27 protein-coding genes are annotated in these 20,876 nt (G+C 67.5%); 6 read left to right on the forward strand and 21 right to left on the reverse strand.

Annotated features, from left to right (window positions below):
- Window positions 1-79: 79 nt before the first annotated feature.
- Genes M2283_RS25170 through M2283_RS25180 form a run of 3 tightly spaced genes read right to left on the reverse strand, consistent with a single transcriptional unit; the run spans window position 80 to window position 1,741 of the window.
- Entirely contained in the window at window positions 80-514 is a 435-nt protein-coding gene (locus M2283_RS25170; protein WP_280878606.1) for a hypothetical protein, read from the reverse strand.
- The gene (locus M2283_RS25175) at window positions 511-1,047 is read right to left on the reverse strand and encodes a barstar family protein (protein WP_280878607.1); all 537 of its coding nucleotides are present in this window, start codon (window positions 1,045-1,047) and stop codon (window positions 511-513) included. The genes M2283_RS25170 and M2283_RS25175 overlap by 4 nt, the downstream gene beginning before the upstream one ends.
- A 46-nt stretch (window positions 1,048-1,093) precedes the next feature.
- Entirely contained in the window at window positions 1,094-1,741 is a 648-nt protein-coding gene (locus tag M2283_RS25180) for a hypothetical protein (RefSeq protein ID WP_280878608.1), read from the reverse strand.
- Between the two features lie 65 nt (window positions 1,742-1,806).
- Here M2283_RS25180 and M2283_RS25185 point away from each other — a divergent pair, with 65 nt between their 5' ends.
- The gene (locus M2283_RS25185) at window positions 1,807-2,127 is read left to right on the forward strand and encodes a hypothetical protein (RefSeq protein WP_280878609.1); all 321 of its coding nucleotides are present in this window, start codon (window positions 1,807-1,809) and stop codon (window positions 2,125-2,127) included.
- 70 nt (window positions 2,128-2,197) lie between these two features.
- Here the strand turns inward: M2283_RS25185 and M2283_RS25190 are convergent, their stop codons facing one another.
- The 15 genes from M2283_RS25190 to M2283_RS25260 all read right to left on the reverse strand — a co-directional run bounded on the left by M2283_RS25190 (window position 2,198) and on the right by M2283_RS25260 (window position 13,707).
- Entirely contained in the window at window positions 2,198-2,659 is a 462-nt protein-coding gene (locus M2283_RS25190) for a TadE/TadG family type IV pilus assembly protein (RefSeq protein WP_280878610.1), read from the reverse strand.
- Window positions 2,660-2,682: 23 nt separating this feature from the next.
- On the reverse strand, window positions 2,683-3,123 hold the full coding sequence (locus tag M2283_RS25195; protein WP_280878611.1) for a TadE/TadG family type IV pilus assembly protein: 441 nt from the start codon (window positions 3,121-3,123) through the stop codon (window positions 2,683-2,685).
- Window positions 3,123-3,572 (reverse strand): TadE family protein, encoded by a 450-nt coding sequence (locus M2283_RS25200; RefSeq protein WP_280878612.1) that lies wholly within the window; start codon window positions 3,570-3,572, stop codon window positions 3,123-3,125. The genes M2283_RS25195 and M2283_RS25200 overlap by 1 nt, the downstream gene beginning before the upstream one ends.
- Before the next feature lie 53 nt (window positions 3,573-3,625).
- Entirely contained in the window at window positions 3,626-3,877 is a 252-nt protein-coding gene (locus tag M2283_RS25205) for a hypothetical protein (RefSeq protein WP_280878613.1), read from the reverse strand.
- Between the two features lie 103 nt (window positions 3,878-3,980).
- The gene (locus M2283_RS25210) at window positions 3,981-4,904 is read right to left on the reverse strand and encodes a type II secretion system F family protein (protein ID WP_280878614.1); all 924 of its coding nucleotides are present in this window, start codon (window positions 4,902-4,904) and stop codon (window positions 3,981-3,983) included.
- The gene (locus M2283_RS25215) at window positions 4,901-5,899 is read right to left on the reverse strand and encodes a type II secretion system F family protein (RefSeq protein ID WP_280878615.1); all 999 of its coding nucleotides are present in this window, start codon (window positions 5,897-5,899) and stop codon (window positions 4,901-4,903) included. Before M2283_RS25215 ends, M2283_RS25210 begins: the two co-directional genes overlap by 4 nt.
- 1 nt (window position 5,900) lies before the next feature.
- A complete protein-coding gene (locus M2283_RS25220) occupies window positions 5,901-7,205 on the reverse strand; it encodes a CpaF family protein (RefSeq protein WP_280878616.1) in 1,305 nt (434 codons plus the stop codon).
- Window positions 7,202-8,050 carry a hypothetical protein gene (locus M2283_RS25225; RefSeq protein ID WP_280878617.1) on the reverse strand — a complete coding sequence of 283 codons (849 nt, stop codon included), beginning with the start codon at window positions 8,048-8,050 and terminating at the stop codon, window positions 7,202-7,204. Before M2283_RS25225 ends, M2283_RS25220 begins: the two co-directional genes overlap by 4 nt.
- Window positions 8,051-8,067: 17 nt before the next feature.
- Entirely contained in the window at window positions 8,068-8,790 is a 723-nt protein-coding gene (locus M2283_RS25230; RefSeq protein WP_280878618.1) for a hypothetical protein, read from the reverse strand.
- A 472-nt stretch (window positions 8,791-9,262) separates the two neighbouring features.
- A complete protein-coding gene (locus M2283_RS25235; RefSeq protein ID WP_280878619.1) occupies window positions 9,263-9,685 on the reverse strand; it encodes a hypothetical protein in 423 nt (140 codons plus the stop codon).
- 147 nt (window positions 9,686-9,832) lie between these two features.
- Window positions 9,833-10,423, reverse strand: a complete 591-nt coding sequence (locus M2283_RS25240) for a hypothetical protein (protein ID WP_280878620.1) — start codon at window positions 10,421-10,423, stop codon at window positions 9,833-9,835.
- On the reverse strand, window positions 10,423-11,112 hold the full coding sequence (locus M2283_RS25245) for a hypothetical protein (protein WP_280878621.1): 690 nt from the start codon (window positions 11,110-11,112) through the stop codon (window positions 10,423-10,425). The genes M2283_RS25240 and M2283_RS25245 overlap by 1 nt, the downstream gene beginning before the upstream one ends.
- Window positions 11,109-11,924: a hypothetical protein gene (locus M2283_RS25250; RefSeq protein ID WP_280878622.1), complete on the reverse strand. Its 816-nt coding sequence runs from the start codon at window positions 11,922-11,924 to the stop codon at window positions 11,109-11,111. Before M2283_RS25250 ends, M2283_RS25245 begins: the two co-directional genes overlap by 4 nt.
- Window positions 11,925-11,983: 59 nt before the next feature.
- Window positions 11,984-13,396: a hypothetical protein gene (locus M2283_RS25255; protein WP_280878623.1), complete on the reverse strand. Its 1,413-nt coding sequence runs from the start codon at window positions 13,394-13,396 to the stop codon at window positions 11,984-11,986.
- Window positions 13,393-13,707, reverse strand: coding sequence for a hypothetical protein (locus tag M2283_RS25260; RefSeq protein ID WP_280878624.1), 315 nt, complete (start codon window positions 13,705-13,707; stop codon window positions 13,393-13,395). The genes M2283_RS25255 and M2283_RS25260 overlap by 4 nt, the downstream gene beginning before the upstream one ends.
- A gap of 433 nt (window positions 13,708-14,140) precedes the next feature.
- Between M2283_RS25260 and M2283_RS25265 the strand changes: the two genes are divergently transcribed.
- From M2283_RS25265 to M2283_RS25280, 4 genes are all read left to right on the forward strand, one after another.
- Window positions 14,141-14,794, forward strand: coding sequence for a hypothetical protein (locus tag M2283_RS25265; RefSeq protein ID WP_280878625.1), 654 nt, complete (start codon window positions 14,141-14,143; stop codon window positions 14,792-14,794).
- On the forward strand, window positions 14,782-15,828 hold the full coding sequence (locus tag M2283_RS25270) for a hypothetical protein (protein WP_432423120.1): 1,047 nt from the start codon (window positions 14,782-14,784) through the stop codon (window positions 15,826-15,828). Before M2283_RS25265 ends, M2283_RS25270 begins: the two co-directional genes overlap by 13 nt.
- Before the next feature lie 101 nt (window positions 15,829-15,929).
- Entirely contained in the window at window positions 15,930-16,610 is a 681-nt protein-coding gene (locus M2283_RS25275) for a hypothetical protein (protein ID WP_280878626.1), read from the forward strand.
- The gene (locus tag M2283_RS25280; protein ID WP_280878627.1) at window positions 16,603-17,100 is read left to right on the forward strand and encodes a hypothetical protein; all 498 of its coding nucleotides are present in this window, start codon (window positions 16,603-16,605) and stop codon (window positions 17,098-17,100) included. Before M2283_RS25275 ends, M2283_RS25280 begins: the two co-directional genes overlap by 8 nt.
- Here the strand turns inward: M2283_RS25280 and M2283_RS25285 are convergent.
- The 3 genes from M2283_RS25285 to M2283_RS25295 are packed head-to-tail and all read right to left on the reverse strand — an operon-like array spanning window position 17,090 to window position 19,573.
- Window positions 17,090-18,568 (reverse strand): hypothetical protein, encoded by a 1,479-nt coding sequence (locus tag M2283_RS25285; RefSeq protein WP_280878628.1) that lies wholly within the window; start codon window positions 18,566-18,568, stop codon window positions 17,090-17,092. The genes M2283_RS25280 and M2283_RS25285 overlap by 11 nt on opposite strands.
- Before the next feature lie 5 nt (window positions 18,569-18,573).
- On the reverse strand, window positions 18,574-19,266 hold the full coding sequence (locus M2283_RS25290; protein WP_280878629.1) for a hypothetical protein: 693 nt from the start codon (window positions 19,264-19,266) through the stop codon (window positions 18,574-18,576).
- Entirely contained in the window at window positions 19,256-19,573 is a 318-nt protein-coding gene (locus M2283_RS25295; protein WP_280878630.1) for a hypothetical protein, read from the reverse strand. The genes M2283_RS25290 and M2283_RS25295 overlap by 11 nt, the downstream gene beginning before the upstream one ends.
- A gap of 404 nt (window positions 19,574-19,977) precedes the next feature.
- On the opposite strand from M2283_RS25295, the gene M2283_RS25300 reads away from it, so the two are divergent.
- A complete protein-coding gene (locus M2283_RS25300; protein WP_280878632.1) occupies window positions 19,978-20,634 on the forward strand; it encodes a hypothetical protein in 657 nt (218 codons plus the stop codon).
- Window positions 20,635-20,876 lie beyond the last annotated feature (242 nt).

Genomic DNA, 20,876 nt, shown 5'->3' on the forward strand with positions numbered 1-20,876 from the left:
GATACCCAACCATCCCGCAACCCCCGTCACGCGCACAACGCCATCAACAACCGTATGCACACGCGAACTTACACGGCACTCAGGTTCGAAGCGAAGAGGACAAACGGAGCCACCAGCCCAGCGCTGTGTCCCGCACTGTCGTCCACAGCAACCGCCACTTGAACCACGGTGGCAACTGTCGGAACGGTACGAAGGTCAGCACGTCCCGGATGGCGTTCTCGGCGACGCCACCAGGGCCCTCCGCACGCAGTGCCGCGTACAACTCCGGTGTCAGAGTGCCGTGAAGCCGCGCCACGGTGCCGGCCGCGGTGAACGCGAACTCCCGCCGAGGGGCCTCCAGCACTCGCATCGCCCGCACGATGCGCGGCGACGCCACGTCCGGCGGGCACGTCAGCGCCAGCCCGATCACCGCCGTACCGAGATGCTCCTCACGGCGTTCGAAAGCGGCGTCCACCGCGGCGGGGTCGTCGATGCCGGACAGCCCTTCGCCGGTCAGCCAGTCGACCTGGGTCAACGCCACTCCTCGGGATCGAGGGCAGCGCCGACGAACCCGTCCCCCACGGTGACGGCCAACTCGGGCTGCCTGATCCGGAGTTCGATCGCCCCAGGATCGAAGTCCCTGAACTCAAGAACGAAGTGCTCGGCAAGGGCGGGTCGGTCCAACGGCAAGCCGTCGAGGTCCACCGAGGCATTCGCCCGATCCGCCCCCTGGCAGAGGACCGACACGAACAGCGGGAAGAACTCCGCCTCCAGGAGCCGATCCGCATCACGGATGACGCCCGCGATCCCCACGCCACCACCCGTGACCGCACCGCACAGATCACCCAGGCAGTCGACCAAGGCGTCCCAGTTCCTGCCGAAGTAGGCCGGGAATTGCAGGACTTCGGCGAACGAACCGTGGATCCCCTGCTCGGTCGTCAGGTCGCGCGCGTCGAAGTGGTGGACGCGCCCGCCCCTCGCCTCCAACGCCGACAACTGCCGTTGGACCTCGGCCGCCCCGTGCGGGACGCAGACGACCCACGGTGCTGAGACTCCTGTGACATCCATCGGCCCGTCAGCCCACCAACCCATGCCTCATCAGCGCATCAACCCATCAGCCCGTGAACCGGAACGTAGACGTGATCGCATCGAAGATGTCGAAGAACGAGTCGGCAAGGTCGAGCACCTGACTGCTCCCCGCCACCAACGCCGCCTTCCCCTCCTGCCCCGGCACCGGAATGAACGTCTGCATCAGTACGGCACGCACCGTGCGGTTCAGCGCGTCGTCCGGTACGACGATGTCCTCGATGCCGAAGGTACGGGCCGCCGGCCCCACTCCCGGCAGGTCGACCGTCGTCACCTTGCGCCAGGAGTCGCCCTCCTTCTTCGCCTCCTTGGACGCCAGGCCCGCGGCGATCGCGGCCGGGTCCGTCGAGAGGGGGGCGCCGTCGCGGGTGCGGCCGCCGACGATCGAGACCGTCACCGACGCGGTGATCGGGGTGGCGCCGCCGAAGGTGTCCGCCATGCAACCGCAGTACAGCGCGCCGGACTTCCAGGCTTCGGCGGCGGCCTTCTGCAGGAAGGCGGTGTACGTGTCCCGGTACTGGGCCAACTCCGGGTGCTGCTCGACCCGTTCGGTCACCATGCGGCGGATCGAGTCGTCCCGTGACTCCGGCCGTACGTCGAACTCCCACCACGACTCGGGCACCTTGATCAGGAACCCTCCGCGCTCGATCGTGAGCGCTTCCATGTATCGGGCCATGACGTCGGTCTCCGTTCCGTTGTACGGTGCCGCCAGACTACGAGATCGGGATCGGGGGAGGTCACATGGGCAAGGGCAAGAGCGATCTCGCGCTGCCGCTCAGCGAGCTGGAGGAGTACGGGGGCAAACTGCGCTCCCTCAAGACCCGGCTCGACCACACCAAGAAGCTCTTCGAGTCCTACCGCGACGACATCGGCGACGGCAGTGTCAACGACGCCCTCGGCGACTTCGAGTCCAACTGGGAGGACGGCCGCGAGGACATCACCCAGCAGCTCGACTCCCTCGCCGACATGTCGGACGCGGTCGTCCGGGAGTTCCGCAAGCTGGACCTCGACCTGGAGAAGAAGGTGAAGGACGGGGTCAAGGAGGAGGAGCAGAAGAAGTGACCGGCCGCTCCCCGCAGGGCCACCCGGCGCCTCGCCGCTTCACCCCGCCTCCGCTTCACCCGCCTCCGCCTCACCCCACCTCGTTCCGCGCCACCGCCTGCCCGTGCACGACCACGTCCCCGCCGTAGAACATGCCGCTGAAGACGGGCGAGTACGTCAACTGCACCTCGACCTCGACCTGTTCGGCGTCCGCCAGCACACAGTGGGTCGCCGCGATGTCCGCGCCCCGCATGTCCATCTCGCGGGCGAAGGTCTTCACCCGGGCGTCGCAGTCCTCGTAGTTGATCGGTGCGGGGCCGCCCTCGTCGTCGTAGAGGGCGTCGCGGTCGATGTCCTGGGCGGCGTACCGGGCGGCCTGTTCCGCTATGTCCGCCGCGCGTTCCCGCTTGGAGATGGACAGGCCGCCGTCGATGACGAAGGCCGACAGGGAGAGGAAGACCAGCGCGAAGATGATGACCGCGCCGGCGCCCGAACCCCGGTCGTCCAGGTGGGCGCGACGGGACGACAGCCACGTACGCACGTGCTCGCTCACACCGTTCAGCCCCCTCACGCCGCTCACACCGTCCTCCGGAACGGATCCAGCGGCGAACTGAAGCTCGCCGTGAGCCGCGTCGGCACGTCCAGGCCGAGCATCGCCAGGCCCCGCACCTCGCAGCTGACCTCGACGGTGAAGATGGTGTCCGCCTCGAAGCCCTGGCTGGTCTGTACGACGGTCACCGGACCGGAGCAGACGTCCTCCAGGTCGGCCGTAGCCGCCTTCTTCGCCTCGGCCATGGCCGTCCCGTGGTCCTTCTGGATCGAGCCCGCGCGCGCCGCGTCCCGGGCGGCGCCGTCCAACGCGCCCCGCCCGTCGACCAGTTGCCCGAAGGCCACCAAAACCAGGATGAACAGGATCATCACCGGCGCCAGGATCACGACCTCGATGGTGGACAGGCCCCGGTCGTCGTCCCGGCGAGGAATCCGCCGAAGAACCCGGCGAGGGACAGCGAACCGCATCAGTTGTCCCCCTCCCGCACAAACCTCTCCACCGGCCCCTGCGACTGCGCGTGCACCGTCAGATCCAGTCCGGGGAAGACCGTGGGCACCCGTGCCGTGATCTCCACGCCGACCGTGTTCTGCTCCGGCTGGAGCATGGTCACGCGCGGCGACAGGACCAGTTGCGGGCCGAGTTGGCTGATGTAGCTGTCGACCACGTCCTGTGCCTCGCCGCGCCAGGCGCCCGGCTGGTCGTGCGCGGTGGCGCGGGCCTTGCGGGCACCGGCCTGGGCCGCCGCCTGGGCCACGTGGTCCGCGAAGAAGTACAGCGCGAACTGGACCGTGGCGAAGATCATGAAGAACAGCACCGGCGTGAGCAGGACGAACTCGATCGCGGTCATGCCGGACTCACCGCGGGCGGAGGCGGCCTCCACCCGACGGCGTACCCAGCGACGTACGCGCACCGACATCCCCGTTGCAGAATTCGACGTATGTGCAGAACTGACAGGCTCTGTAGGGGCGTTCAGCAGGTCTTGCCCGCGTCGGCGCCCTTGATGCAGTTGCCGACCTTGTTGGCGCCGTCGCTCAGGGCGGCGTTGATGATCGCGGCGACCACGCCCACGATCGCCACCACGACGGCGGAGATGATGACCCACTCCACCGCGGAGGCGCCGCGGTCCAGTTCGCCGGAGCGGGCCCGCTGGACGCGGCCCTGAAGGAACGTGACCAGAAAGTCCATGGCCGGGATGCCGGTGCTGAAGTTCCGTGTGTTCATGGTGAGTTGTCCTCTCGGGAGATCTCGGAGAGCTCGGGAGTTCTAGGAAGCAGGTCGCCGGCGGACTGCCGCCGGTCGGCTGTCGCTGTTGTCACAGCTCGCGTCATGACACCTGGAACACCCGCATCGCCGCCGGAAAGATCAGGAACACCAGGAAGCCCGCGCACAGCAGCAGCTGCGCGACGAGCATCGACTGCGACTTCTCGCCCGCGCTGCCCTCGATCTCGGCGAGTTCGCGGTGCCGCATCGTCTCGGCGCGGGAGGAGAGGGACTCGCGGACCTTCGCGCCGTCGTCGGCCACCAGGGCCAGGGAGGCGGAGAGGTCCTTGAGCTCCTCCACACCGATCTCCTCGCCGAGTTGGCCCAGCGCCTGCCACTGGCTGATGCCGGTGATGCGGGCGTCGGCGAGAGCGTTGCGGATGCGCTGGGTGGCCCAGCCGTCGGAGACCTCGGCGGCGGCCATCAGCGCCTCGGGCAGACCGCGGCCGCCGGCCAGGCTCATGGACACCAGGTCCAGGTACGCCCCGATCACGCGCCGCAGGTCGCGCCGCTTCTCGGCGGCGTCCCGCCGCACCTCCAGATCGGGCAGGAGGAAGAAGACGAGCGCGAACGCGAGCGCCAGCCAGACCGGGATCATCGGGCTGCTGCCCACGCCCAGCGTCCAGACCACCGCGAACAGGAACGGTCCGAAGAACAGCCCCGCCACGGACAGCAGCACCTTCGTCGCGAGGAAGTTCTCCCAACTGCGGTCCAGGACGGCCAGGTCCGCGCGCAGGGAGCGCTGCTCCCAGCCCTGCTGAAGGTAGAACTCCGAGACGCGCGCGCCGACTTGGGCTCGCAGCGAGCCGATCCGGCCCGTGTCGGGAGCCGTGCGGGACGACTCGTACGCCGCCCCGCGCGCCCGCATCGCGTCGATCCGCGCGACCTGCGCGACCGCACTGCGCTTGGACGGCATCAGGGCGCGGACGAGGGCGTAGATGCCCAGGCCCAGGACCGCGCCGACGACGATCGGCATCGTCAGGCTCATCGTCGTACCCCCTCTTCCTGGTGACCCGGCCCAGGTGCCCCGGGCGTCCCGGCAGGACCGGCCGGTGTGCGCGGCCGGACGAACTGCACGGCCGACTCGTCGCGGACCAGGAAGCGTTCGGGTGTCTCGATGGTCGACAGTTTGCGCAGCCACCAGAAGCCGAGCGCGAACAGGCCGCAGACGCAGGCGAGTACGAGCTGGCCGACGGGCGTCCCGTAGGGCGAGACGAACTCACGGTTGAAGATGGACAGGCCGAGCACGAAGGCGATCGAGACGGCGACGACGATCTGCACCGAGCGGCGGGTGGAGGCCCGTTGGGCCATCACGCGCTGGCGCATGTCGACCTCTTCGCGCGCCGACTTGGCGAGCGCGCCGAGGACCTGGCGCAGACCCGGGCCGCGCAGGCGGGCGTTGAGGATGAGCGCGGCGACGATGATGTCGGCGGACGCGTCGTTGATCTCGTCGGCGAGGTGCTGGAGCGCCTCGGGCAGCGGGGTGCGGGAGCGCAACCGGTCTACCAGCGCGTCCAGATGGGGCCGCAGGACCGGTGCGGAGGCGCGCGCGGACGCCGGGATGGCCTGCTCCAGGCCGACCGCGCCGGCGATGGTGTCGCGCAGCGACTCCGTCCAGGAGGCGAGGGCCTCCACCCGTTTCATGGCGGCCCGTTCCTCCCCGGCGCCGCCGAAGAGGCGGTCCCAGAAGAAGACGAGGATGCCGGCCGCGATGCCGGCCACCGCCCAGCGGGTCAGCAGCAGCACGACGAGTCCGACGATGGCCGCGAGCGAGCCGCGCTGTCCGGCGAACCGGATCAGCTCACTGGCGCGTTCGGCCGCCTTCTGCTTCTCGTGGGCGGGCTTCACGGGCAGCCCGCGTACGGCGATCATGAGCAGCGCGAGTCCGCCGCCCACGGCGACACCGGTGCCGACCGAGTACAGGACGGTCGTGGAGAACAGGCCGCCCAGGGAACCGAGCGAGCCGAGAGCCTCGTTGGTCATGTCACCCCCATCCCGAGGGCCGGTAGCCCTGTGCGATCAGATCCTCCAGGCAGGCCAGCGGCGCGTGCGGGACGACCCGGCCGTCCGGGGTCTCGGCGAACACCTCGCTGGACAGCACGCGTCCGTCGACGCCGTTGACCTCACGGACGGAGGTGACCATGCGCTGGAGCCGGCCGCCCGTCTGGAATTCGTTCCGCCGCTGAATGAAGACGACGAAGTTCACCGCGCCCGCGATCAGCATCTGGCTGGCCTCGATGGGCAGTCGCTCGTTGGCCTGCAGCGCGTAGGTGGAAATACGGTTGAAGACCTCGCTGGAGCTGTTGGCGTGGATCGTGGACAGCGAGCCGTCGTTGCCCTGCGACATCGCGTTCAGCATGGTCACGATCTCGTCGCCGAGCACCTCACCGACGATGACGCGGGAGGGGTTCATACGCAGCGAACGGCGGACCAGTTCGGCCATCGCGATGGCGCCCTGGCCCTCGGAGTTGGGCAGCCGCTCCTCGAACGCCACGACGTTCGGGTGGAGATCGGAAAAGGTGTCGAGGCCTAGCTCAAGGGCGCGCTCGACGGTGATGAGTCGCTCGTGCGGCGGGATTTCGTTCGCCAACGCCCTCAACAGCGTCGTCTTACCGGCGTTGGTGGCACCGGCGATCATGATGTTCTTGCGGGCGCGGACCGCGCAGGCCATGAAGTGGGCGACCTCGGGGGTGACTGTCCCGTTCCCGACGAGGTCGGAGATGAAGACCTTGCCCATGCGGGCGCGACGGATGGAGAGCGCGGGCCGCCGGGCCACGTCCATGACGGCCGACAGACGCGAACCGTCCGGCAGCCGCAGGTCGAGCTGCGGGTTCGCGGAGTCGAAGGGCCGGGAGGACAGACCCGAGTACGCGCCGAGCACCTGGATGAGCTCGATGAGCTCCTCGTCGGACTCGGCGACCGGATCGCCTTTCACTTCCTGCCCGTTGGCGTATCCCACGAACACCTGGTCGCACCCGTTGATGTCGATGTTCTCGACCTCGGGATTGTCCAACAGCGGCTGCAGGCGCCCCACACCGAAGAGCGCGGCGTGCACGGCGGCGGCGTACTGCTCCTCGGTCTCCGCGTCCAGGGGCGTACGGCCGGCGTTGATCTCCGTCCGCGCGTGTTCCTCCAGGATCTGGGCTATGACCGCGCGGGCGTACTGCCGCTCGTCCTCGTTGGACATCGGCGTGACGCCGTCGGTCTGGTCCAGGCGACGCTGTTCGGAGATACGGTCACCGGCGTCCTGCCGGAACCGCTTGACCAGTTGGTGGTCGACAGCCGTCATGTCCCGGCCCCCGCATGCCCGTTGACATGACCGTGGGTGGGCGCGGACCAGGTGGCGCCGAACTGCTGGTACAGATCGGCGGTGACCTTGCGGGCCGACCGGATGAGCAGCGATTTCTCAAGCCGCCCGCGCTTGCGACCGGCCAACTGGTCGGCCCCGGCCGGGTCGTCGGCGATGGTGCCGACCACGCGCGCACCGGTCTGCGCGTGTACGAGCATGTCGTTGACCTGGTTGGCGAGCTTGCCGGCGTTGTTCGGGTCGGCGATCAGGACGACACCGATCAGCGGCGTACCGAGGCTCGCGGCACCGCGCGGACCGCCGTGCAGCTTGTTGGTGAGGGCGGCGGCCCGGTCGCGCACGCGCGCGATGGCCTCCGGCTCGGTCCGGCTGATCAACAACACCAGTGCGGCATGCGGGAACAGCTCGGCGGCAGGGGTGTCCCCACTGATGCGTCCGCAGTCGGCGATGACGTCGGCGGGCGCGTTCGGGGAGTCGGCGAGCGCGGAGAAGGCGTGCCCGAGGGTGGGCCACAGCCCGGCCAGACCGGCGGCGTGCTCCGCGATCCCGAGCCCGACGAGCACTTCGAGCCCACCGCTCAACGGCTGTACGTGGTCCCAGAGTTGATCGGGAACCAGTCCGCGCCGGGCGGTGGCGGCGATGGACAACATCCCGGTGTTGGGATTGAGCGGCCCGCCGTGCGCGGCGGCACTGCGGTACACGAGGTCCCCACCCGCCGGGTCGGTCTCGGCGAGCAGAACACGCCGCGGCCAGACCGCCGCGAGGGCGACGGCCGCGGTGGTGACGCCGGGGGAACCCTTGTCGGCGGCGAGGGCGATGAGGGCCATGGTCTGGGGATCGCCTTCTAGTTGCCGGGGACGAGCACGAGGGCCACTTCGCCGTTGGAGGCGGCCTGGGCCAGGACGGCGGCCTTGTCGCTGTCGACGGTCAGGGTGACGGCCAGGTTGGTGCTGCTGACGAGGTCGTCGCTCTTCCCCTGGGGCACGTAGGTCACCCGGGCCTGGTCGACGATCAGGCTGTTGCTGCTCGCCGAGGAGGAACTGGAGCTGCCGGAGTCGGACGACCCGCTGTCGCTGCCGACCCGGTACGCCGCCACAACAGAGCCGACCTTCAGGCCGGAAGCGGGGTACTGGCCCTCCTTGAGGGAGAGGCCGACGGTGGCCTTGCCCGCCGCGACGCCTGTCTGGCTGCCGAACATCTCGCCGACGGCCACGACGCCGCCCGGAATGGTGTTGATGGCCTTCAGCTTCTTCAGGTCACCCAGCTGGGACCACTCGATGTAGTGGATGCCACTGTCCTGGGCGACCATCACCGAGGTCACGTTGGTGCTGCTGACCGACTGCCCGGCCGGGATCTCCTTGGTCACCTTGACGACCTCGATCCGGTCGCCGGCCTGCAGCACAAGCATCGTCGCGCCCAGCGCGCCGACCAGGATCAGCAGCACCGCCAACGCGGCCAGCGCGGGTTTGCGCTCGCGAGGAGGAGTGGGAAGCCGGTCACCGACCCCCGCCTGAGCCGGAACCGCGGAACGCCCCGCGCCCGCCCCCGTACGCTCTTGGATCTTCACGCAACCGCTCCCCGTACGCCCCAGATGGTTTCTGCCACCACGATGGTGTCTGCCACGTCTGTCAAACTCTCGTCAAAACCGGACACTTCACCAGATCCCCTTGCGACCTGGGCGAATGCCATCGCCGGGGGTGAGTGTCAAGCCATCGCACCGTATCAGCCACACATAAGCCCCTCAAGGCGCGTCCCAGCCCTCGCTCCGCCCCGGGCCCACCGTTATCCATCCGCAACGCGAGGTGCACATTTCCCCGTTACGCCCGCCCCCCGAAGCGCCCACCGTCTGTGCGGTCGCGAATCCGCACCCGCCCCGACATCCTGCCCGTAGCGGGACGTTCGTCACTGAGTGGCCATGAGGCCTGCACGAATCACTCACGAGACTGAGGCAACGCGGCGCGATGACCTTGGCTCGCGGACGCGACTCCCCCGCGAACGGAACGTCACCGACAGCCGACGGAGCGCGCCGAGAACAAGCCCTAACCCCGCACGCACGCAACGTCCGCCTTCTTCCAACTCACCTGCGTCACCTGCCAGTCACCGGCGGAGTCCTTCTGCGCCTGCACAGCGAACAGGATGAAGTCCTTGTCGCTCGGCCGGGTACGCAGCACCTTCCGCGTCTTGATCCCCTTGCTGTACGCCGTGGTCTGGTCCTCGCAGTAACGGACCGCCGCCGCCCTCCCGTTCACGACGGCCGAATACGCGACGTCCCGCAGGATCGCGTCCTTGACGGCGTCCCCCGTCGCCTTCCTCTCGACGGCCACCGTGATGTCCGACGGAAGGTCGAAACTCGGCGCGCTCCCCTCAGCGGCGGAGGAGGAGGCGGCGGACGGCGAAGCGGAACCCGACGCGCCATGCTTGGCCGCCTCCAGGCCCGTACCGTCGGCCGCGTTGTTGCTCAAGTCGCTTCCGCAACCGGTCGCGGAGAGGGCAAGGGCGACAAGGAGGCAGGCCGCGGCCGTCCCCCGTCGCGTGGTTGGCATCAACGCGGTGTGTCCTCGGAGATAGACGAACGACGCGCCGAGCGATGATCCCCCCACGACCTCGGCTCAGGTCACCTCGACCGTCAACGCAAGCCGGTCCGTCAGCTCGCACAACGCGTCCGTGTACGCCAACGCCCGCCACGAAGTCACCAGCACGAGGCCCCAGTTCGCGTCCGGGACGATTCCGTACGCGCAGGTCTCAAGGACCGTGCCCGTGCCGCCGCGGTCGGGGTCCTGGACGTGGGCGTGGCGGACGCGGATCGCGGGGCCGGTGGGGAGGGGGCGGAGTTCGGAGGCGGGTGGGCGGTAGGAAAGGGGCGAGGGGGTGGTGAGGTAGCGGTGGAGGAGGTCGACCGTCATCGTCGGGTGCGTGTCGTCGGCGGTCAGCGCGGAGAGCTCGATGCGGGCCAGTTCGCCGAGGCGGGGCTCGGGGACGTAGGAGAGGGCCGTGATCGGGGCTCGGGTGCGGGTGTCGGCGGCGGCCTCGTGGAGTTCCGCGGCGAGGGCGTCGAGCAGCTTCGGCTCGTCGTCGGGGCCGGCGAGCCGCCGGGCGGCCTCCGCGGCCCAGGCGCCCAGCTCGACGGACGTACGCACGGGCAGCGCGACGGAGTCCTCCGGCGCCCGCAGACGAACGGTGGCGGCGGCGAACTCGGGCATCAGGCCATCCATTGCAAGGTGCGGGCGACGGAGTCGAACAGCGTCACCAGGGCCTCCACGAGCGGCTCCATCGGCGGCGCGGTGGGCGTGGAGAAGGACAACAGCAGCCGCTGGTCACTGTGCGGGACGGCGAGGTGGACGTCCAGGTGAGCGACGGCGAGCTTGTTGCCGTCGGGGTCGTCGGGCGCGGGCCGCCGGAGGTAGCGGTGGCGTACGGCCGGGCCCGCGGGGAGGTCCACGAGGGTGACGTCGTCGTTCTCGGCAGCGCGGACGGCGAGGGAGCGGGCGATGTCGGCGAGGTCACCGGGGTCGGTGCCAGGTGCGGGCCGCAGGACGGTCACGACCAGGCCGGCGGACACGGGGACCTGGCCGAGGACCAGTTGGGCGAAGTACATCTCCACGCCGCCGTTGGCATACGCGGCCTCGGCCTGCGCCCGCATCCGCTCCGCGAGCGCCGCTTCGAGCTGCGGGGTGGCCTGCGTACGCCGCAGCCCCCGTTTGACCAGCTTGTCGACGCGGTGCGTCCAGCGCTCGGGGTTGTCGAGCACGATCCGCTCCCAGCCGTCGGGCACGGCGAGGCGGTAGTCGGAGGGGGGCGGGACGTGGGTAGGGGTCGTGGTGGGGGTGGCGGCGTCTCGGGCCCGCGGATCGCGGATCGTACGTCCGCCGGGCGCCCGTCCGTCGGTCATACGGCCGCCCCGCCCGCATCGCGCGCCCGGCCGTCCTGATTGCCCCGATTGCCCCGCATCCCACTCGCCCGGCTCATGGCGGCGGCGGTCAGCGGTGCGAGGACGAGGACGGCGGCGGCACCCAGGCAGAGATAGTCGATGAGGCCGTCGTCGAGGTCCGACTTGCGCCCGAGGAACGGCCGGTAGTGGCCCGCCGGATCGACCACCGCCTGTGCCCTCGTACCGACCATGGTCTCGTCAGTGCACCACTTGTCGTTCTCGAACACCTGATGGATCGATCCGTCAGGGAGCTTGACCCGGCAGTAGAGGGTGGTCACGCCGTGCGACCCACGGTCGACGGGCTTCGCGTACGTGACCGCGGTCTCCTGCCCGCGTACCTGGAGATACCACTTGTCGGCCTGCTGGGACCCCGGCCAGATCAGTACGACATAGGCGGCGACCACCAGAACCCGCACGACGAGACCACCGCGCGCCGAAGGGGCCCTGACCGCCCCCCGGATCACGGCCAGGCCCAGGACCACGCCTACGAACACGGCGTACTTGTCGATCAGATACGTGGAGGCCAGGCAGACGACCACGCCCACGACTGCGATCAGCGGCAGCCGGATCCAGGGCCACACACGGGAGTTGTCGTCCGGGGGACGTGCGTCGGCGTGGTCCAGAATGAGCCGCACGCGCCGCGTGTCGCCGTCCTGCTCGGAGATCCGCCGCAATTCCGGCAGCCCCAACCCGGCTTCCTCGAACGCGCGTTGCTTGCCCGGTTCGAGCCGGGCGAACAGTTCGTCGGCTGTCGGGCCGTCTTCACGTGCCACGATCTCTGTACTCTCCTCGCCCTCACGGGCCTCGCGGTGGTCCGGCCTCGTCCGGTGTCTCAGCCTCCGGCGACCTTCAAGTGCCCGTTGTAGAAGGGGATTCCGTTCGCCCCCCAACCGGCCGTGTGCTTGAGCCCGTCGAAGGCGTTGGCCTCCAACCAGCTCGGTTCCCAGTCGTGCATGGGGGACACGTTCAGGATGCCCGCGGCCGTCGGCAGGATCTGGCTCGCCTGGTAGAGGGCGTTCCGCGACTGAGCCACGGTCTTGAAGGCGGAGTCGGCGAGGCCGCTCAGCCTGGGCAGCTTGCCCTCGGCGAGGATTCCGTCATCCTGGGCCGTCTTCGTGACGGCTTCTCGGACGTCGTTGTAGTACGCCTTGAAGTCGAGGGAGTCCTTGACGATCGACCGCATCTTCGGCAGCACGCCGTTCGGGCCCTTCGCCAGCGCCTCGCCGATCTTGCCCGCCTTGACCCCCGTGAGCGCCTCGGCACTCTCACCGGCCAGTTTCGCGTCCACGCCCAGATCTCTCAGGGCGAGAAACTGCCGCAGCGCGGCCGATCCTCGCGCGGCGGTGGCCGCCTCTTTCGCGGCCGTCCCCAGAATCCGTCCGGCGCCGAACGACAGCACGCCGACCACGTCGATGGCGACGTCCAGCCAGGTGCCCTTGCCGTCCAGGGCGGAGACGGTGTCGCAGACGAGGGCGACGACGGAGGCGATCAGGGCCAGCGCGGCGAGCACCTCACCGAGGACGGGAACCCAGCTCAGCACCAGGGCCAGGAGGCACAACACCCCGGCGATGGCTCCCGCCCAGTGCCCGACCTCCGCGACCCAGTCCTTCCAGTTGTCCCACCAGTGATGCTTGGGATCCTTCAGTCCGTCGTGGTCGACGGCGTCCCGGATGGCCTTCGCGGCGTACCCCGCCTGGGTGTCCCGATAGTCGAGCGCATGCCGCAGATCCCGCTTCGCGGCGTCCAACTCCCCGTCCGCGGCGTCCTTCTGCCGCTTCAGCTTCTGCTTGTCGGGGTGTTGGTCAGAGCCAGGATGCTGGTCGATCTGCTGCCGATACCGACTGCCGTCGGCATCGGCGTCCCCGGCCTTCTTGAGCGCCGAACGCACCAGGTTCTGGGCGTGGTTGAGGGCGGTGGCCCAGTTCTCCCGTGCCTGGTCGGAGACGGGTTCGTACGCCACCGAGGAACCGAGCGCGGCACCGGCAGCCGCGTACCGCTGATGCGACGCGGTGAGCAGCCCGACGGTGTCCTCGGTCTTCCTCTGGAACTCCCGCCCGGCATCGGAGTCCCACCCGTTCCCGTCGACGAGATTCCGCAGCTTGCCGGCCTGCTCCTCGATCAGCTTGGCGGTATCGGCGATCCGCTTGCCGAGCCGGGCCACCTCGTACGGGTCCCCCGGCGCGAACTCCCTGTCGTCGTACCGGGCCGTCTGCCAGTCCACCCCGGAGAAGTCGCGATCACTCACTTGTCCCCCGCGCCCCCGGACCGCGCCCTCGTCCCTCCGGACTGCGCGTTCAACAAGGCACCGGCGAGATGCTGATCAAGCCCGTCGTACGCCTTCGCCGCCGCACCGGCGGTCCTCCCGAGAAACTCCAACCCGTCACACAGCTGCTTCCGCTTCTTCTTCCAGTCATCCGCGAAGTCGTCGAGCGCGGACGCGACATCGCCGGACCCCATCTCGGCGTCGTAGGAATCGACGAGGTCCCGCGCATGCTCGAAGTTCGCCTTCAACTTCCCCACCGACCGGCTGATCTCCTTCAGCTCGGCCGTGGACACCTTGACGTGATCCGCCACCGTTCTGCCTACCCCCGTGCATCGCTCCCGCCCCCTGAGCTGAGGGACGGCCAGGGTCACTGTGCTTCCGGGGGGTCGTTGCAGCAACCAATGGACTGCAAAGGGAGTGTCTAGAACGGGTTGCTGGGGGTGCGGTCGCAAAGACAGAGGTGAGGTTGGGGATAGCGGGGGTGAGCCGCGGCGATCGCGATACGGAATCTCCCGGCAAGGCAGGTCCCGGCCGGTACCGGTCGCCACTCGATCGTGTCTGGCACCAACAACCGTTTGAGCACGATCGGGGTACACGACACCACCACAAGAGACCACTATGTCCACAATTGCCCAGCTTCGCTCGGGAGTTCGCGGGGGCGAAGCGCAGAACCCCACCGATACCGTTTGCTCTCTTGCTGATCATCAGTCTCACGGGGAGTCCACTGTGAAGCGCCGCACTTTGCCCACCGCCGCCGCGCTGGTCGCAGCCGCAGGCCTGCTACTGACGGCTTGCGGGGGCGGAGACGACAGCTCCGCCTCCAACGACAAGATCGCGGGAGCGGACACAGGGAGCGCTGCAGCGGCTTCGCCGAGCACTTCGGCTTCCGGCGGGGCCGATCGCCCGAAGATCGCCTTTCCGTCCTACGCCAAGAACGTCTTCGAGGATCAGAAGACAGGTGACGTGACGAAGGACGCGGTTCTTGCCGACAGCGCCATGAGCGTGGACTCCATGGACGATGCGATCTTCAAGCGAAGTACGGGCACGAGAGTCCTCGGCTTCTTCAATACAGACAAAGCCCTGAACGCCGCGATCACTTACGTGCAGGGGTATATCGACAAGAACGATGTCTGGATCGGTGAAACCCGATACTTCGACCGCAAGGTGACTCTGTCCGGAGATCGTCAGGCGTACGTGACCTACTGCTCCGACGAAAGCAAGTCTTTTCTCAAGAACACGAAGACCCACAAGGTCGACAAGACACCGACTTCAGCCGACAGCTACGTGCTGTATCACACCTCGCTCGCCAAGAACGCCCAGGACGTCTGGCAGACCACGAACATCGTGTCCAATCGGGGGGACAAGGCTTGCCAGCCGTAAGGAAGTTGGCCAGAACCGCGATCGTGGTCTCGCTGACCTGTGCTCCCGTGCTCGTCTCCCCGGTCGCCCATACGGGCAACCGCGATGGCGCCGGCACCGTCGGTCAGACCGAACAGCATGGCAATGCCGTTGACGACGGGACTCTCTCCGCCGTCGCCGCCGGCGCCATCGTCTACGACCGCTCGAAGAACGGCACCGGCATCTCCGTCGGCCCCGTCACCTCCACCACCTCCTGGACCCCGCCTGCTTGCTGGTACGCCCCGAAGTACACGCCCGCGCAGCTCAAGGCGTACTTGGAACCGATCTGGGAGGCCGACTCAACAGGGTCCCAGTGGGACCTGGAGCAGCGCAGCAAGTACGAGAAGGGCGGCACGACCGCCGGCACGTACAAGGAATTCAACAGGGAAAAATCCGGCAAGGGCTATTTCTGGGACGCGTATGTCAATGAGAGCTTTCCTCCCGGCTGGGACAGGTGCACCAAGCCCATCTTCTGGGTGGACAAGGGCAGTCCTCCACCGGCCGACATCGAGAACGCCGTGACCCCGAGGATCCTGGCCGAGCTCGCGTACAACGAGATCCGCGTCCCCGGCAGAAAAGTGGCTCTCGCCCCGGTCGGCGCGACCAAGGTCAATCTGCCGACCTGGGCGTGGCTGGACGGCTCAGCGTTCAAGCCGGTGTCCGTCACCGCCTCCGTGCCCATTCTGGGGATTTCCGCGACGACGACCGCCGAGCCGGTCTCTCTGAAGATCCACCCCGGCACCACAGATGCGGATGTCTACCCGGCCTCCGGCATCTGTGAGATCAAGAACGGACAGATCGGCGAGCCGTACGCCAAGGGCAAGGCGGACAAGACCCCGCCGTGCGGAGTGAAATATCTGCGTTCCTCGGGCGACGGCTCCTACCCTCTCAGGGCCACCACCACCTGGAAGATCCACTGGGCTGGTACCGGCGGCGCCGGCGACGCCCTGCCCGACGCCACCTTCGGCACCACCCAGGACGTCACCGTCCAAGAGATCCAGGCCGTCAACCGATGATAGAAAAGTGGACCGCGGCCGGTCGCAGCCGAGAATTCACAGATCCCGTCAAGCCCACGACGAACCAGAACAATTGATCAGCTGCAGGGAGGACTTACCCCATGGGGGACGAGCCACCTCGTACCGCCTTCGATGATCCGGACACCTTGCGCGCATGGCAGCGTGCGCGACGGCGGGCCACCGCGGCGACGACTTTCTGGGTGTTGTCCGTTCCGGGCTTTTTTGTACTGGAGACGATTGGCTGGGAATCATTGGTGGGCGGTTCACTTCCGGCATACGTGATGGTCGTTCCCATCCTGGTCTCGGTCATCGGGATCACCGTGTCCGACTCCCGCCGGGTGCAGCTCAAGAACATGCGGGGAATCCTCGCCACCTACCCCTGGCAGGATCGCTCCCCGCTCAAACGCATTGCTCCGGCAGATCTCAGCCGTCTGAAAATCCCCAACCCCGATGACCTGGACAAGAGCGTCAGTGTCGTTGTCCGGCGATACGGGCTCTTGAGCAAGCGTCGGCGAGACGCAGTGGCCAACGCCAGTACCAGTGGCTTCAAGTACGCCGGAGATCCGCGGTTCGCAACGGTGATCGCACTCCAGGGAGCGGGCGAGCTGGGCACCGCGCGGCCCGCGCATGCGCTCAGCGCGGGCAAGGGAGACCGGCCGGACGGCGTCAGCGAGGCGGCCTGGCAGCGCGCCCGAGCGGCCGGTATCTCCGGAGAATCGCCGTTCACCGCTGAGCAGTTGAAGGAACTGCAAAACCCAGGGAAGCGGGGTTCCGGTGCCTGAGTTCGTCTACACCCCGCTTCCCGATCAGGAGGACGTCGACGACGGGCTCTTCCTGGGACACCTCGACGTCACGGGAAATGCGGGGACCGCCACCACGCGCACCCCCCGTCGGCCGGACGACGGCATGGGGATCATCCTCTTCCCTGCCCTGGTGGACCTCCTCGACGGCGTGGGAGGTCTACTACGACGCGGGCGCGGCAGATTCGCCTGTTCCGACAGCGGCCTACCCCTGGTCTTCAAGCTGAAAGGCCAGGTCATGTCGATCAGGCGGCGCTTGACGGTAATCGATGAGTCGTCACCACAAGCGGTCGCGGACGCGGTGTGGGTCGCGGCGCAGACACTGTCGGGCAGTCACCTGGCACGCGTCGCAACAGCGACTGAACACACTGATATTACGGCGGACGGCGAAGTCGAGTACATCGACTTCCGCGTACAGCTACCGGCGGCCATGTCGAGATTCCAGGACGCACGCAAGTCGTTCACCGGCTGAACTGCGCCTTGGCAGGCAGGATTCCGGGACGGTATCCCCCGCTGCCACCGGCACCGCCCAAACCATCCAGAACGACGCCGTTCGTGTCGAAGTCCGCACCAAAGAACGCCGAGCTCACGGTGGCTCGGGTCAAGCTCTTCACCAATCCTTCGGCGCCACCCGTGATCATCTCGCCTTTGGCGTTCTTTCCAGCAAGGGTCATGCTGAGTTCGCTGTACTCCTTGCGGGTTAGGTTGGTGAAGCTGCTGTCGTTGATGATCTTTGGAAGCCTCTTGAAGCCCTTGCTGACCAAGGGGGTCATGCCGGCTCCGATGGCATTTCCGACAAGGTTGCCGAGTGCGTTCTTCCGGAGCTCACTCCAGCCACCGTTGAATGCGTCTTTAAGCGTGGTCTTGAGCTCCCCCACGGCAAACGCGTAGCCAATCTTGCGGAAGCCCTTGAGGTCTTCGCCCATACGCCACACCTTGATGAGTCGGCTGGCGGCGATCTCCGCCTTCCTGACCCTGAGCGCCATCTTGAACCCACCCAACAGCTTGCCTGCCTTCGCCAGCATGGCCAGCTTGCCGACCAGGGGGATGCAGTCCAGTATCGCGAAAACCAGATCTCCCCAACCGGCCTTGCCTTGCGTGAACTTGACGACCGTATCGGCCAGAACAACCAACGCCGCAGCCGCAATGAGGATCACCAGCCAGGGGGCCGCTACGAAGAGCGCGACAATACCCGCGATCGCTACAACGAACTTGCAGCCGGTGACAATGTCGTCCCAGTGATCCGCGAACCACTCGTCGGCCTTCTCGTACCACTTCTTGTTGTGAATGCCAGCATCAGACGCCTCATGGATGTCCTGGACGAGCTTCGTGACAGCCTTGTCCTGGTCCTTTCCGGCGTTCTCCGCTTTCGTCCTCAGCTCCGCGAGTTGGGTGTGCAAGTGGTCGACTTGGCCCTGCGTCGCCTGCCGGTGCTCGTTCGCATGCCGGGCGTCGCGCGTCGCCCTGCGGACCTTGTCCGGGTCGGGCGCAGGGGTGTCGCCAGCGGGATTCTCCAGTTTGCTCTGCGCCGACTTGGCGTTGCTCGCCGCAGCGATGGCGCCGGCCAGCCGGGACTGCGCCTTGGAGAGGTCACCGCGCAGCGTCCGGGCCTTGGCGAGCGCGTGGTCCGCCGTCGTCTGACAGTGCTCCAACTTCCCGGCGTAGGTCGCCAGGGCGCTCGCGACAACGTCGTACGAGTCGTGCAGCTTCTGCAGTTGGCCGGGCAGCTTGCCGATCCGGCCCTTGAACGCGTCCATGGCTTTGCCTGCCGCGTCCTGAAGGGCGGAGTCCTTCGAGGCGGAGCGCATGCCCTTGAGCGCTGTGGAGATGTCCTCGACGAAGAGTTTGTACCGCTGCCCCTGGAGTTTGACCTCATACGGATCACCGGGCGTCGGATCGTCGTGCAGGTCGAGGTTGTGCCAGTCGGCGGGGCGGGCCATCGAGCTCAGTTCTCCGTGTCGAGGTCAGCGCGGTGTACGAAGCGGAAGGTGCCGGTGATGACGTCGAAGAGCTGCAGCATCGGCTCGACCAGGGCTAGTTGGGGTGTGCTGGCGCTGATGACGGCGACCTTCGGATTACTCCCGGGGAAAGGCACGAAGGTCTGCATCATCACTGCGCGATAGCTGCGGTTGTCATCGAGGATCTCGATGTCCTCGATGCCTTCGGTGCGCACCGCCTGGCCTGCCTCGGGCAGATCCACCGGTTGCACGCGGCGCCAGGTATCCGTGGGCCGACGGCCGGGGGCGATCGGAGTCAGCACTCCCATGAGTGTGCCGAGACTGGTGGGGGCTGTCTCGCCGGTGGTCTCGTTCAGGGCCTCGGTCACACTGACCACGAGGCTGGCCACCATCGGCTCGTTGTCGACGATCTCGCACATGGAGCCGGAGTAGACGACGTTGTTCTTCCTGGACTCTCGGGCCACCTTCTTCAAAGTCCTGACCAGATCGGCCTGATACTCGGCCAACTCAGGCTTCTCCTTGACCCGCTCCGCCACCACATCACGGATCGAGAGCTTCACCGTGGCGGGACGGACGTCGAACTCGTACCACGTGCTGGGGACTTGGATGTTGATGCCGATGACATCTGCGGGGAGGGCGCCGACGAAGGAGTCCTCGGCGAGGAGCCGCTCACTTCCCACCCTTGACCTCCTTCTCATGCTCGCGGAGGGAGTTTCTGAGTTCGACGTCGAGCTTGGTCATCTTGTCGACGATCTCCTGCGCCGTCTTCGCCACGCTGTCGAGGCCGACGTCGATCTCCTTGCGGCCGTCTTTCCAGCCGCGCATGAAGTCCTCCATGGCGTCGAACGCGGAGTTCGAGCCGAGCTCCCCATGGCCCAGCTTGCGATCGACCTGCCCGGTGTCGTCCATGCGCCGCTTGATCGACCGCAGTTGGACCGCCAAGGCGTCGAGCCCTGCCAGGCTCAGGACGAGGTCACCCTTAGCCATGTCCGTTTCCCCCAATGGACCAGAACAGGCGTTCGCAGTACGAGTTGCCTTCGGAAATTCAACCGTTGAATTCTACTGGGCTTCCCGAGCACGATGGTTGCGGTCGTTTCGTTGCAGCAGACGTGATAGAAGCAGCCGAGATCACCCGGATCAGGCGCGACGACCGCTCGCCGCCCGGCTCGCAACTCGTCGCCCCAGCGCTGGCCGTGGCACAAGGCCACACCGGGGCCATCACTCGTACGAGTGCGATCAGGACGCAACCGCACGCAAGCACAACCCGTTCGTCGCCAGACAATCGTCTTGGCAGGAACTTCGCACTGCCGACAATCAGGACCCTGTCGATACCGTTTGCTCTCGGTACCGTTCGCTCTGTCGCTGAACATCAGTCTCACGGGGAGTTCACAGTGAAGCGCCTCACTTTGCCCATCACTGCCGCACTCACCGCGGCCGCAGGCCTGCTGCTGACGGCTTGCGGAGACGGGGGCAGGGATGACAACTCGAAGGCCAACGACAGGATCGTGGGGGCCGCCACCGGCGACTCCAAGACGTCTGCGTCACCCAGCACGAGCAACGCAGCCGACCGGCCCAAGATCACCCTGCCGGGCGACCTCACCGACACCTTCGAGAGCTGGACGACCGGGGACGCGCCCAAGGACGCGGTTCTTCAGGATGTCGCCAAACGGGTCGACGCCACCAACTACGCCATCACACAAGGCAATCCCGACCTGCCCGCGCTCACGTTCTACTACAGCGGTGGCGCCCTGGCCGACGCCCAGGACTGGGTGGAGTCCCTGATGAAGGACGGTTACTCGATCACCGGCGTCAACCGCTACTACAACGCCAAGGTCGACGTCTTCGACTCGGCGTCGGCGGGCGTCGTCTACTGCGAGGACCAGAGCAGGGCCTTCGCAAAGGACCGCAAGACGAGCAAGGTCTACAAAACCGAAGTGAACGACGACTCGTACGTCATGTACTCAACGCGCCTGGAGAAGACGACGCAGGGCGTGTGGCAGACCACGGAGCTCACTTCAGCGCGGGGTCACAAGTCGTGCACGCCGTGACCTCCCGAGGACGATTCGCCTTGGCCGGCCTCCTCGCGGGAAGACTCGCTCTCACCGCATCGGAAACGTCGTTCGCGACCTGGCCACCCGCCGAGGGCACTCAGGGCGACACCAGCAGACCGGCAGTTCCAGCGCCGGCACCTTGATCTCCAAGGTGACGTATTCCGGCTCCGTACGCTCCACACGCTCCGGCGGCAGCGGGACCTCCGTCCAGCCGGTCACCGGCTGGACCCCTCCCGCAT

The sequence above is a fragment of the Streptomyces pseudovenezuelae genome (genome assembly GCF_029892565.1).
Taxonomy (GTDB): Bacteria; Actinomycetota; Actinomycetes; order Streptomycetales; family Streptomycetaceae; genus Streptomyces; species Streptomyces pseudovenezuelae_A.